The organism is Pseudomonas sp. TTU2014-080ASC (genome assembly GCF_001446935.1).
Lineage (GTDB): Bacteria > Pseudomonadota > Gammaproteobacteria > Pseudomonadales > Pseudomonadaceae > Aquipseudomonas.
Genome location: NZ_LKKK01000001.1, coordinates 1,179,659 through 1,191,809 on the forward strand (window position 1 = coordinate 1,179,659; position 12,151 = coordinate 1,191,809).

The following is a 12,151-nucleotide window of genomic DNA, read 5'->3' on the forward strand; positions in this document are numbered from 1 at the left end:
AGTTTTTTTCGAGGAGCTTGACGGTGGCCAATACACCTTCTGCCAAAAAACGCGCCAAACAGGCTGAGAAGCGTCGTAGCCATAACGCCAGCCAGCGCTCCATGGTTCGTACCTACATCAAGAACGTTGTAAAGGCTATCGAAGCCAAAGATCTTGATCAGGCCAAGACCGCTTACACCCTGGCTGTGCCGGTAATCGACCGTATGGCCGACAAAGGCATCATCCACAAGAACAAAGCAGCTCGTCATAAGAGCCGCCTGAACGGCCACATTAAGGCCCTGGGCGAAGCTGCTGCCGCTTAATCAGCGACTCAGCTAGTGTTCTTGAAAAACCGGCCTCTGGCCGGTTTTTTATTGCCCATATTTAAAGCAAATAAAAAAGCCCGAATCGCTTCGGGCTTTACTACATCTACTACCTGGACCAAGGAAGAATCGGAATAGCCGTCACCGCATTCTGTGGACTACCATCGATAACCCGATCGCTATACACCAGATAGACCAGCGTGTTGCGCTTGCGATCAAAGAAGCGAACCACCTGCATGGTTTTGAAAACCAACGAAGTACGCTCACGGAAAACCTCTTCTCCGTCTTTTAAATCACCAGAAAAACTGATCGCACCAACCTGACGACAGGCAATAGAAGCCTCAGCCCGATCCTCGGCCAACCCAAGCCCACCCTTCACACCACCCGTCTTAGCCCTAGACAGGTAGCAGGTCACACCGGAGACCTTGGGATCATCAAAGGCCTCGACAACAATTTTGTCGTTCGGCCCCACAAACTTAAAGACCGTTGAAACCTCACCGATCTCTTCTGCAGACGCCACCATAGGCAGCGCCATCAATGCAGCCAACAAACCCCTAACAATCCTCATCCACCCCACCTCAGACCAGAATCATATTGTCCCGATGAACCAACTCCGGCTCATCCACATAACCCAACAAGCCAGCAATCGCATCCGAAGACTTACCGATAATTTTCTGTGCTTCCTGCGCACTATAATTAGCCAGACCACGAGCAATTTCACGACCATCCGTAGCCACACAGACCACCATCTCACCACGGCGGAAAGCGCCCTGCACCGAACGAACACCAATCGGAAGCAGGCTCTTAGTCCCAGTCGCCAGCGCCTTAACAGCCCCCTCATCAAGCACCAGTGTTCCGCGCGTCTGCAAATGCCCCGCCAGCCACTGCTTGCGCGCAGCCAGCATGCCGCGCTCAGGCGCAAGCAGCGTACCCAGACGCTCACCCGACTTCAGACGCGCCAGCACCTGCTCAATAGCCCCACCAACAATCACTGTGTGCGCACCGGAACGAGCAGCGAGACGAGCAGCACGCAGCTTGGTCTGCATCCCGCCACGCCCAAGCGCACCACCCACACCACCAGCAACAGCATCCAGCGCAGGATCGTCAGCACGAGCCTCAAAAATCAGTTCAGCATCAGGGTTATGGCGAGGATCAGCGTTATACATGCCGTCGCGGTCGGTCAGAATGACCAGCAGATCAGCCTCAACCAGATTAGCCACCAGCGCCGCCAGGGTGTCGTTGTCACCGAAACGGATTTCATCGGTCACAACCGTGTCGTTCTCATTGATAACCGGCACCACGTCCAGATCAACCAGAGTACGCAGCGTACTACGGGCATTCAGGTACCGCTTACGGTCAGAAAGGTCATCATGCGTCAGCAAAATTTGCGCCGTGCGCAGGCCGTATTCAGCAAAGCTGGACTCCCACGCCTGAACCAGTGCCATCTGCCCGATAGCAGCAGCCGCCTGCAGCTCATGCATGGCACTCGGCCTGGCACTCCAACCCAAACGGCTCATACCAGCCGCCACAGCCCCGGAAGACACCAGAACCAACTCAACACCCTGCTCACGCAAGGCAACCATTTGCTTGACCCACACCGCCATTGCAGCACGATCAAGACCGCGCCCATCTGCCGTCAGCAGCGCACTACCGATCTTTACCACCCAGCGCTGAGCACCGGTAACCTTGTCACGCATGATCTTCAAACCCTAGCAGCGACCTGTGATTGCAAAAACGCCGCAATTAAGCGGCGTTGAAAGAATGCTTAATCCCGGACGTAAATGATTTCCGGGCCGTCGTCTTCATCTTCATCCCAGAAGTCATCGTCCTCGTCGACATCACCAACAGCTTTAACACCGGTACGACGCAGCTCACGCTTATCATCCAGCGCTTGCAGCTGAGCACGCGCCTCCGACTCAATACGCTCATCCAGCTCAGCCAGCTGCGCAGCATACTCCGGATTTTCCTGAATACGCTCTGCGCGAGCCTCAAGGAAATCCATGATGTCGTAGCAAATTTTCTCTGTACCCTGACCAGCCAGCGCGGAAACTACATAAACCGGCCCCTTCCAATCAATACGGGCAACGATTTCATCCACACGTGCTTGCAGCTCATCTTCAGGCAACTGATCAGCCTTATTCAGCACCAACCAACGCTCACGCTCGGTCAACGCCGGGCTGAAACGCCCCAACTCTTCAATGATGGTTGCAGCAGATTCAGCCGGATCCGTCAGATCTAGCGGTGCCATATCAACAAGATGCAGCAACAAACGGGTACGCGACAGGTGCTTAAGGAAGCGAATCCCCAACCCCGCCCCCTCGGATGCCCCTTCAATCAGCCCAGGAATATCCGCAACCACGAAGCTCTTGTAGCGCTCAACACTTACCACACCCAGATTCGGTACCAGCGTGGTAAACGGATAATCGGCCACTTTCGGCTTGGCCGCTGATACCGCACGAATGAAGGTGCTCTTACCGGCATTCGGCAACCCCAGCAGCCCCACATCAGCCAGCACCTTCAGCTCCAGCTTGAGGTCACGCGCCTCACCCGGCTTACCCGGCGTTGTTTGGCGCGGCGCACGGTTGGTACTGGACTTGAAGCGGGTATTACCCAGACCATGCCAACCACCCTGAGCCACCATCAGGCGCTGCCCAGGTTTAGTCAGGTCACCGATCACTTCCTGAGTAGCGGTATCAATAACCGTAGTCCCAACCGGAACCGGCAGAATCAGGTCATCGCCCTTACGACCAGTACAGTCAGTGCTACCACCCTTTTCACCATTTTGCGCATTGAAGCGACGGGTATAGCGATAGTCCACCAGTGTGTTCAGGTTCTCGTCAGCCTCGATATACACCGAACCGCCGTCACCACCATCACCACCGTTAGGGCCACCTTTTTCAATGAACTTCTCACGACGGAAGCTCATCATGCCGTTACCGCCGTCTCCGGCCTTTACGTAAATCGACACTTCATCGACAAATTTCATGGCTACGCCTCCCGCATCAACGCGGGTTATCTATAACGAAAAACACAGGCTCTTGCGAAACCGCCCTGCTCTCACAGCACCCAAGACAGTTTGGCAAGAACCCCAAGCATACAGAAACAAAAAAGCCCCGTCGCAGGACGGGGCTTTTCAAGCGGTCATGCGATTAAGCAGTAACAACGCTCACGTAACGGCGGTTGAACTCGCCCTTTACTTCAAACTTCAGCACGCCTTCGACTTTAGCGAAGAGAGTGTGATCTTTACCCATACCAACGCCGTAACCAGCGTGGAACTGAGTACCGCGCTGACGCACGATGATGTTGCCTGCTTTGATAGCCTGGCCGCCATACATCTTCACGCCAAGGCGTTTAGATTCTGAGTCGCGGCCGTTGCGGGTACTACCGCCAGCTTTTTTGTGTGCCATGAGTTCAATACTCCTATAAAGGGATCAGAGGCCGAATTAGATTAGGCCGAGATACCGGTGATTTTGATCTCGGTGTACCACTGACGGTGGCCCTGACGCTTCATGTGGTGCTTACGACGACGGAACTTGATGATAGTTACTTTGTCGTGGCGGCCTTGAGCTACAACTTCAGCTACAACCTTGGCACCTTCAACAACAGGAGCGCCGATTTTAACGTCGTCGCCGTTGCCGACCAGCAGAACACGGTCAAAAGTCACAGCTTCGCCAGTGGCCAGCTCGAGCTTTTCAACCTTGAGGAATTCGCCTTCGGTGACTTTGTATTGCTTGCCACCAGTTACAATTACTGCGTACATGGTAAATCTCCGTTAATCCTGCTCACCCAGCGCTTTATAGGAATATGTTTCGGCTGGCATGGCTGCTCGGGGCCGGATTGACACCCTTGCAATTGCGTAAGGCAGGGAAATACCCAGGGGGAAGTTCAGGGTGCGCGATTGTACGCAAGCATTGCCCACAGCGCAAGGCCCACCCCCGCTCGCCTTGACAGCACCCAGCACGGCACCTAGCATGCCGCGCATTCCAAGTGTTTCAGGTACCAGCGATGCAACAGGCTTTCTACCATGTAGTGGCGGATGATTTCAGCGCCGTCGACGGCATCATTCGCAACCAATTGGTGTCGCGAGTACCCCTCGTCGAAAAGATTGGCGACTATATCATCTCCGCCGGTGGCAAGCGCTTGCGCCCGCTGCTGGTTTTACTGGCAGGCCGCGCACTGAATTACAAGCAGGATGATCTGCAACTGCTGGCCGCGACCATCGAGTTTCTGCACACCTCCACCCTACTGCACGACGACGTTGTGGACAAATCCGACATGCGGCGCGGCCGCTCCACGGCCAACGCGCAGTGGGGCAACGCACCGAGCGTGCTGGTCGGCGACTTCCTCTACGCGCGCTCCTTCGAGATGATGGTCACTCTCGGCTCAATGCCGGTGATGCAGATCATCTCCCAGGCCACCCGTGTGATTGCAGAAGGTGAAGTACTGCAACTGTCTCGGGTTCGCGACGCCAGCACCACTGAAGAAATTTACATGGAAGTCATTCGCGGCAAGACTGCCATGCTCTTCGAAGCCTCCACTCACAGTGCTGCAGCCCTGGCAGATGCGCCCCATGAGCAACGCGAAGCGCTGCGTACGTTTGGCGACCATCTTGGCATTGCCTTCCAGCTGGTGGACGACCTGCTCGACTACCGTGGTGACGCCGCCACCTTGGGCAAGAACGTCGGCGACGATCTGGCTGAAGGTAAACCAACGCTACCTCTTATTTATGCCATGCGCGAAGGCACCGCCGAGCAGGCTGCACTGGTCCGTCAGGCGATCCAAAAAGGTGGCATTGAAGACCTGGAGCGCATCCGCGAAGCAGTTGAGGTTTCCGGCGCACTGGACTACACCGCCCAGCTCGCCCGAGATTACGCCGAACGGGCAATTGACTGTCTGGATGTACTGCCGGACAGCCCCTACAAAGACGCTTTGATCGAGCTGAGCCGCTTTTCCGTAGCCCGGACTCACTGATCAGCCCTTTACTGCCAAAGCCCGCCCTCATCGGCGGGCTTTTTATTTTCTGCTCCCCTTCTCCACCGCAGCAGATAAGCAGACCGCTGGCCAATTAAGCCTTGCTATAATCTAAATAGGAATTATTATCATCTTGTCTTTTAAAAGGGAGATGAGTCATGACCTATCTTATTGACGCCTGGCTGGACCGCCCGCACCCCTACCTGCGCATTCTTAATCGCAACACTGGAGAGGTTTGTGCACTTCTCGAGGAAGAAGCTCTGGACGAGCTACGTGATCAGGGGGATCTGGATTTGCATGAGCTCAACTCAAGCGAGCCGCTCGTGCTTAAAGAATTGGTGCGCAATCTTTTTCTGTTCTGCTACGCACGGGCGTTGCGCCCTTGAACCCACTCAATAGAAACCGACAAACCGAGCCGTCCTCACAGGTACGGCTCGGTTCAATGTCTTACAGAACGTCCAGCAGCTCGACGTCAAAGACCAGTACGCTGTGCGGCGGGATGCTGCCTACACCTTGCGCACCGTATGCCAGCTCGCTCGGCACATACAGACGCCATTTGCTGCCAGCATTCATCAGTTGCAGGGCTTCAGTCCAACCTGCAATAACGCCGGCAACCGGGAACTCAGCAGGCTGGCCACGGTTGTAGGAGCTGTCGAACACGGTGCCGTCGATCAGGGTACCGTGGTAGTGAGTACGCACGCTGTCTTCACGGGTCGGCTTGGCGCCATCTCCAGCGGTCAGCACTTCGTACTGCAGGCCGGAAGCCAGAACAGTGATGCCATCGCGCTTGGCGTTTTCTTCCAGGAACGCTACACCAGCAGCAGCTGCGGCTTTGGCTTTTTCCTGAGCTTCGGCTTGCATCAGGTCACGAATGACTTTGAAGCTGGCGTTCAGCTCTTCTTCGCTGACGCGGCTCTCTTGACCAGTGAAAGCATCAGTCAGACCAGCCAAGATGGCATCCAGGTTTACACCTGGTGGCGGGTTGTCACGCAGTTGGCCGCCCAGTTGGCGGCCAATGCCGTAGCTGACGCGGCTTTCGTCAGTGGAGAGATTCAATTCGGACATCATGCAGCTCCGCGGGGGGTTAAAAAGGTCGGCAAGACTAGCACAAACCGACCTACCACTCCCAACCGCTGACGGCACGCAGCACTACTCAATGCTTGGTCAGCTTGTCCAGATAGCCCATGGCGAAGGCAGAGGCCACAAAGGTCATGTGAATAATCACGTACCACATAAGCTTGGTGTCATCGATGTTTTGCGCGTCCATAAACACCTTCAACAGGTGAATCGACGAAATGGCCACAATCGAGGCTGCGACCTTCATCTTCAACGAGCCGGAGTCCATTTTGCCCAGCCAATTGAGCTTCTCTTTGCTCTCATCGATATCCAGCTGCGAGACGAAGTTCTCATAGCCAGAGATCATCACCATCACCAGCAAGCCGCCGACCAGTGCCATATCGATCAGAGAAAGGATGACCAGAATCAGGTCTGCTTCAAGCATCCCAAATACATTGGGCAGAACGTGGTAGAGCTCCTGAAAAAACTTCAGCGCTAATGCCAGCAAACCCAGCGATAAACCAAAATAAATCGGTGCCAGCAGCCAGCGCGAGGCGTACATCGCATTTTCAATAAAACGTTCCATAAAAACTCACTGAGGATGTGAAAGCGGCGGCGAGTATACCCAGCGCTTGTCTGCAGGCAAATTAATACCAGTGGACAAATTGACGCGGCTTTCAGTTATCCCCGCGAACTGTGGATAACCTTGTACATAGCGTCAGGATTGATTGTCTCAGCCCTGTAACAACGGGGCTTCAGGCGCACTGATCAAATACTCGCCATTAAGGTTCAGGATGCCCCTGACGATGACCTGATCCGTAATGAGCGCGGCCGCTCAAGCGTCGCAACTCAGCTTGAATGTGCAATCGCCAAATCGGCATATCCGTGCAGGTTTCGTAGCCCATAAGCTGCAGATTGCGGGCAATATCTTCAATCACCTCTTCTACCTCACAGGCCCCGTAGAACGGGCCTTGCGCCTTAATCGAAGAGGGTTGTGAAGCGGACATTCCGGCAGCGCAGATCAGCATCCAGACACCTGTTCCATCTGTCAGTGGCAATGCTGCACATTCGATGCGGGTGCCCACACCAAGGCAGTTCCGGCAGAGGGTGAGGTAACGAGACATAGGCTGTCGCTCCGCGAGGGCTTGCTTTCAGCCTACACCCGCAGGAAGCGCCTGTCGAAGCGCAGAGTTATCCACGCAAGCTGTGGATAACTCTGTGAATGCATTTAGGAAAACCAGCTCTAAAGCAGTTGGAACGGTGGTCCAGTCGAATCGCTCAATGAATGACCACTTGTACGCCCCCCCCTTGGGCGACCGACAGACTCGCTTTATTCAGCCGCTGGTTTGCGGCTACGGCTTTTCTTCTCTTTAGCCGGTGTCTCTTCCGACTTTTTAGGTTCTTCCTTTTCGTCGTCTTCCAGCCCCATCGCAGCAATGTCACGCAGCCGCTCAACCACACGGGCATTGACGCTTCCAGATGGGAACTGGCCCGCCTCATTAGGAGCACCAGCATCCTGCCCGACTAGCAGGCTTAGCGCTTCATCCACCTGGCGCACGGCATAGACATGGAACTGCCCGGCACGCACTGCCTGCAGCACCCGCTCATCCAACATCAAATTAGCGACATTGGAGTGCGGCACGATAACGCCCTGCTCGCCAGTCAGCCCGCGTGCTTCACAAAGTCGGAAGAAGCCTTCGATCTTCTCGTTCACACCACCGACTGCCTGCACCTCACCAAACTGGTTGATCGAACCAGTGATGGCGAAGCATTGCTTAAGCGGCGTGCGCGAGAGAGCTGAAATCAGCGTACATACTTCCCCCAGAGAGGCGCTGTCACCATCGACGTAGCCGTAAGACTGCTCAAGAGCGATGCTCGCAGAAATCTCCAGCGGGAACTGCTGGGCATAGCGGCTGCCAAGGTAGCCCGTGAGGATCATCACACCTTTGGAGTGAATCGGCTGGCCGAGGTTAACTTCCCGTTCAATGTCGACAATGCCGCTGCCACCCGGATAGACAGTCGCAGAGATGCGCGCCGGCACACCAAAAACTGAGTCACCGACTTCCAACACAGTCAGGCCGTTGCACTTACCCACAGCTGCGCCGTCGGTATCGATCAGGATAATGCCGGCCAGCATGTCGTCGATGATCCGCGCAGAGACGCGACCGGTCCGTGCTGCCTTGGCTTTAAGAGCGCGCTCGATATGGCCAACATCGGTGACTGTCTCGCCAGCCAGACTGCGGATAAAGTCGGCCTCGCTGACCAACTGGAACAGATCACCGATACGTGCCGAAAGACGCCCTTGGTGCTCTGCCAGGCGGGCGCTGTAAGTAGCAACCCGAGCGACGGCAGCGGAGGTCAGCGGTGCCATGCCCTCTTCAGAGGTTCGGGTTTTCAGCAACTGCGCGAACTGTTCAAGGCTGTCATCGGCCAGCGGAATGTCTTCGTCAAAGTCCACCAGAACGCGGAACATCTCCTGAAAGTCCGGATCGAGGTCCTGCAGGGTGTAATACAGCTGACGCGAGCCAATAATCACCACTTTCAGGTTCAACGGAATCATTTGCGGCGTCAGGGTCACGGTGGCGATACGCCCCAAGTCCCCCAGCGGCGACTCCATCTTCAACTTGCGCGATTGCAGAGCACGCTTGAGAGCATCCCAAACGAATGGCTCCCCCAGCAGCTTCTCTGCCTCAAGGATCAGGAAACCACCATTGGCGCGATGCAATGCGCCGGGACGCAATTGCCGGTAGCTGGTGTAAAGCGCCCCCTGATCAGTGTTGTATTCAATACGGCCAAACAGGTTGTCGTAAGTCGGGTGCGGCTCGAAGACGACCGGCGCACCGCCTTGAGCGTGATGGCCAACCACCAGGCTCGGGCAGTATTGCTCTTCGAGCATCTTGCGGGTTTGTGCATCAGCTTTTTCCAGCTCAGCAAGCTGATCCACAACGGTTTTCAGCAGATTGACCTGTACGGCCTGTAAGTAGGCGCAGACACCGGCGTTTTCCGCGTACTTTTCCGACAGCGGCGCCAGCAGCGGCTGCAGAGCAACCGTGATGGTTTCTTCGTTGAGCTGGCGCAGCTGGTTGCTGGACTCTCGCTTCCACTGCGGCAGGCTAGCCAGTTCTTCGTTCAAACGCTCTTCAAGGGCAGCGATATCACTGTGGAAGCGCTCACGATCAGCTTCCGGCAGCTGGGCAAACTCGGCTTCATCCAGCGCCTTGCCTTCCAGCATCGGAGTAAAGGCAATATTGCTGCTGTCGCGGTACAGGGCGATGCTCTTTTCCAGCGACAGCTTCTCTATAACGTCCAGCGCCTGGTCGTAACGCTTATTGAAGGCGCGATCGATAGCATTCTTCTTCTGCTGGAACGACGGGTGCTCGAATACGGCCGGGAAGGTAGCCAGAAGATTGTTGATCAGGGCATTGATGTCAGCAATGAACTCGGCTGCAGTGCCTGCCGCCAACTCAACCGCCCGAGGCTCACGGGGCTCGTCAAAATGATTGACGTAGACCCAGTCAGACGGTGTCTCAAGGCGTTTGGCTTCAGCATTGAGATAGCGCTTCACGAACGAGAATCGCCCAGTGCCGGACTCGCCCATAACAAACACGTTGTAGCCCGGACGCGGCATGGCGACGCCGAACTGTAGCGCTTCAACAGCGCGCTCTTGCCCTAACACACCACGAAATGGTTCCAGATCTTCGGTGCTGGTGAACTTGAATTGCTCAGGAGAAAAAGGACGGGTAAGCGCTTCAGGTGCCACGCGCAAATGCGCTGCGATGGAGTCTGGCATTGGAATTCCTTGGACGGGGGCCTGGGTAAATCATGGCTGCATCAGCCGTGCACCACAAGCCATCTGGACAACGTCGTGCCTTACGGCACATTTGTAACGATGAAAGTAAAACGGAGCCTTGCGGCTCCGTTTTATGACGACCCGATTACTGCGCCAGTTTCTTGTAGCGCACGCGGTGCGGCTGAGCAGCTGCATCGCCGAGGCGTTTCTTACGATCGGCTTCGTATTCGGTGTAGTTGCCTTCGAAGAACTCAATGTGCGAATCGTCTTCGTAAGCCAGGATGTGAGTCGCTACGCGGTCCAGGAACCAGCGGTCGTGCGAGATCACAATTGCAGCGCCGGGGAAGTCCAGCAGGGCTTCTTCCAGCGAACGCAGGGTTTCAACGTCAAGGTCGTTAGACGGTTCGTCGAGCAGCAGGACGTTAGCGCCCTCTTTCAGGGTCAGAGCCAGGTGCAAACGGCCACGCTCACCACCAGAAAGGTCTTTGACGAACTTTTGCTGATCGCCACCTTTAAAGTTGAAACGCCCCACATAACCACGGGACGGCACTTCATAGTTACCGATGCGGATCATGTCCAGACCATCGGAAACCGCTTCCCAGACAGTCTTGCTGCCATCAAGGTCGTCACGGCTCTGGTCTACACAAGCCAGCTGCACGGTTTCACCGATTTCTATGCTGCCCGAATCCGGCTGCTCTTTGCCCATGATCATACGGAACAAGGTCGACTTACCGGCACCGTTACCACCGATCACACCAACGATGGCACCTTTCGGGATGCTGAACGACAGGTTGTCGATCAACACACGGTCACCATAACCTTTGCTGACGTTGACGAAGTCGATGACCTTGTCACCCAGACGCGGGCCAGCCGGGATGTAAATCTCGTTGGTCTCAGCGCGTTTCTGGAATTCCTGCGACTGCATTTCTTCAAAACGCTGCAGACGAGCCTTGGATTTGGACTGGCGGGCTTTAGCGCCTTTGCGCACCCACTCCAGCTCTTCCTTCATAGCTTTTTCATGAGCCGACTGCTGCTTGGACTCCTGAGCCAGACGCTCGGATTTGGCTTCCAGCCAGCCAGAGTAGTTGCCCTCGTACGGAATACCCGCACCGCGGTCGAGTTCGAGAATCCAGCCAGCTACGTTGTCCAGGAAGTAACGGTCGTGGGTAATCGCCACAACGGTGCCCGGGAAGTTGTGCAGGAACTGCTCCAGCCAGGCGACCGAGTCGGCATCCAGGTGGTTGGTCGGTTCGTCGAGCAGCAGCATGTCCGGCGAGGACAGCAGCAGGCGGCACAGTGCAACACGGCGCTTTTCACCACCGGACAGGTGCTCGACCTTGGCATCCCATGGCGGCAGGCGCAGGGCATCGGCTGCGACTTCCAGCTGGCGCTCAAGGTTGTGGCCATCGCTGGCCTGAATGATCGCTTCCAGCTTGGCCTGTTCGGCCGCCAGTGCGTCGAAGTCGGCATCCGGCTCGGCGTAGGCTGCGTAAACCTCATCCAGGCGGGCTTGTGCCTGCTTGATGGTGTCGACCGCCTCCTCTACGACTTCGCGCACGGTTTTGCTCGGGTCAAGCTGCGGCTCCTGAGGCAGGTAGCCGACATTAATACCGGGCATAGCGCGGGCTTCGCCGTCGAACTCTGTATCAACGCCCGCCATGATGCGCAGCAGGGTCGACTTACCGGCACCGTTAAGGCCGAGCACACCGATCTTCGCACCCGGGAAGAAAGACAGGGAGATGTTCTTGAGGATTTCACGCTTCGGCGGAACAACTTTGCTCAGCCGATGCATGGTGTAAACGTATTGGGCCATGAATAACCTGGGTTCTGGAATCAAACGAAGTAAACCGCCTGCTGGCTATACAAGGCATGCCAGACGACGGCGGACCGTCAGATAATGTCAACGACAGCCTGGATTTCAGGCGCTAGTCATTAATCAAGAGGACAAAGCTACCCGAATGAGCATGACAGGGCAAACCAGCCCGAGTAAGGCACATTGATATTGCAGTGGAATTTCATCGCCTGTTCTTGC

Annotated in this window: 13 protein-coding genes; 3 read left to right on the top strand and 10 right to left on the bottom strand. The window is 55.8% G+C overall.

Annotation, left to right across the window (positions count from 1 at the left end):
• The first annotated feature begins 23 nt into the window (after positions 1–23).
• Entirely contained in the window at positions 24–302 is a 279-nt protein-coding gene (gene rpsT / locus AO726_RS05370; protein ID WP_058067000.1) for a 30S ribosomal protein S20, read from the top strand.
• Positions 303–411: 109 nt separating this feature from the next.
• Here the strand turns inward: rpsT and AO726_RS05375 are convergent, their stop codons facing one another.
• The 5 genes from AO726_RS05375 to rplU all read right to left on the bottom strand — a co-directional run bounded on the left by AO726_RS05375 (position 412) and on the right by rplU (position 4,062).
• Positions 412–870 (bottom strand): CreA family protein, encoded by a 459-nt coding sequence (locus AO726_RS05375; RefSeq protein ID WP_058067104.1) that lies wholly within the window; start codon positions 868–870, stop codon positions 412–414.
• A gap of 10 nt (positions 871–880) precedes the next feature.
• Positions 881–1,999 (bottom strand): glutamate 5-kinase, encoded by a 1,119-nt coding sequence (gene proB, locus AO726_RS05380; protein ID WP_058067001.1) that lies wholly within the window; start codon positions 1,997–1,999, stop codon positions 881–883.
• Between the two features lie 68 nt (positions 2,000–2,067).
• A complete protein-coding gene (cgtA, locus tag AO726_RS05385) occupies positions 2,068–3,288 on the bottom strand; it encodes an Obg family GTPase CgtA (RefSeq protein ID WP_058067002.1) in 1,221 nt (406 codons plus the stop codon).
• Between the two features lie 163 nt (positions 3,289–3,451).
• A complete protein-coding gene (rpmA, locus tag AO726_RS05390; protein ID WP_058067003.1) occupies positions 3,452–3,709 on the bottom strand; it encodes a 50S ribosomal protein L27 in 258 nt (85 codons plus the stop codon).
• Positions 3,710–3,750: 41 nt separating this feature from the next.
• Positions 3,751–4,062 (bottom strand): 50S ribosomal protein L21, encoded by a 312-nt coding sequence (rplU, locus tag AO726_RS05395; RefSeq protein WP_058067004.1) that lies wholly within the window; start codon positions 4,060–4,062, stop codon positions 3,751–3,753.
• Between the two features lie 245 nt (positions 4,063–4,307).
• On the opposite strand from rplU, the gene AO726_RS05400 reads away from it, so the two are divergent.
• Positions 4,308–5,273, top strand: a complete 966-nt coding sequence (locus AO726_RS05400) for a polyprenyl synthetase family protein (protein WP_058067005.1) — start codon at positions 4,308–4,310, stop codon at positions 5,271–5,273.
• 158 nt (positions 5,274–5,431) lie between these two features.
• Positions 5,432–5,659 (top strand): PA4570 family protein, encoded by a 228-nt coding sequence (locus AO726_RS05405; RefSeq protein WP_058067006.1) that lies wholly within the window; start codon positions 5,432–5,434, stop codon positions 5,657–5,659.
• A gap of 61 nt (positions 5,660–5,720) precedes the next feature.
• On the opposite strand, the gene AO726_RS05410 is transcribed toward AO726_RS05405, so the two are convergent.
• From AO726_RS05410 to ettA, 5 genes are all read right to left on the bottom strand, one after another.
• Complete coding sequence (locus AO726_RS05410; RefSeq protein WP_058067007.1) at positions 5,721–6,338, bottom strand: FKBP-type peptidyl-prolyl cis-trans isomerase; 618 nt, start codon at positions 6,336–6,338, stop codon at positions 5,721–5,723.
• A gap of 88 nt (positions 6,339–6,426) precedes the next feature.
• Entirely contained in the window at positions 6,427–6,915 is a 489-nt protein-coding gene (locus AO726_RS05415; RefSeq protein ID WP_058067008.1) for a TIGR00645 family protein, read from the bottom strand.
• 196 nt (positions 6,916–7,111) lie between these two features.
• Positions 7,112–7,453 (bottom strand): PA4575 family protein, encoded by a 342-nt coding sequence (locus tag AO726_RS05420; RefSeq protein ID WP_058067009.1) that lies wholly within the window; start codon positions 7,451–7,453, stop codon positions 7,112–7,114.
• Between the two features lie 206 nt (positions 7,454–7,659).
• A complete protein-coding gene (locus AO726_RS05425; RefSeq protein WP_058067010.1) occupies positions 7,660–10,119 on the bottom strand; it encodes a Lon protease family protein in 2,460 nt (819 codons plus the stop codon).
• 145 nt (positions 10,120–10,264) lie between these two features.
• Entirely contained in the window at positions 10,265–11,932 is a 1,668-nt protein-coding gene (ettA, locus tag AO726_RS05430; RefSeq protein WP_058067011.1) for an energy-dependent translational throttle protein EttA, read from the bottom strand.
• Positions 11,933–12,151 lie beyond the last annotated feature (219 nt).

Excerpts from the sequence above, each read along its gene's own strand:
- AO726_RS05400 (WP_058067005.1), top strand. The coding sequence starts at position 4,308 with ATGCAACAGGCTTTCTACCATGTAGTGGCGGATGATTTCAGCGCCGTC.
- cgtA (WP_058067002.1), bottom strand. The coding sequence starts at position 3,288 with ATGAAATTTGTCGATGAAGTGTCGATTTACGTAAAGGCCGGAGACGGC.
- AO726_RS05425 (WP_058067010.1), bottom strand. The coding sequence starts at position 10,119 with ATGCCAGACTCCATCGCAGCGCATTTGCGCGTGGCACCTGAAGCGCTT.
- AO726_RS05405 (WP_058067006.1), top strand. The coding sequence starts at position 5,432 with ATGACCTATCTTATTGACGCCTGGCTGGACCGCCCGCACCCCTACCTG.
- rpmA (WP_058067003.1), bottom strand. The coding sequence starts at position 3,709 with ATGGCACACAAAAAAGCTGGCGGTAGTACCCGCAACGGCCGCGACTCA.
- rplU (WP_058067004.1), bottom strand. The coding sequence starts at position 4,062 with ATGTACGCAGTAATTGTAACTGGTGGCAAGCAATACAAAGTCACCGAA.
- AO726_RS05410 (WP_058067007.1), bottom strand. The coding sequence starts at position 6,338 with ATGTCCGAATTGAATCTCTCCACTGACGAAAGCCGCGTCAGCTACGGC.
- AO726_RS05420 (WP_058067009.1), bottom strand. The coding sequence starts at position 7,453 with ATGTCTCGTTACCTCACCCTCTGCCGGAACTGCCTTGGTGTGGGCACC.
- AO726_RS05375 (WP_058067104.1), bottom strand. The coding sequence starts at position 870 with ATGAGGATTGTTAGGGGTTTGTTGGCTGCATTGATGGCGCTGCCTATG.
- AO726_RS05415 (WP_058067008.1), bottom strand. The coding sequence starts at position 6,915 with ATGGAACGTTTTATTGAAAATGCGATGTACGCCTCGCGCTGGCTGCTG.
- ettA (WP_058067011.1), bottom strand. The coding sequence starts at position 11,932 with ATGGCCCAATACGTTTACACCATGCATCGGCTGAGCAAAGTTGTTCCG.
- proB (WP_058067001.1), bottom strand. The coding sequence starts at position 1,999 with ATGCGTGACAAGGTTACCGGTGCTCAGCGCTGGGTGGTAAAGATCGGT.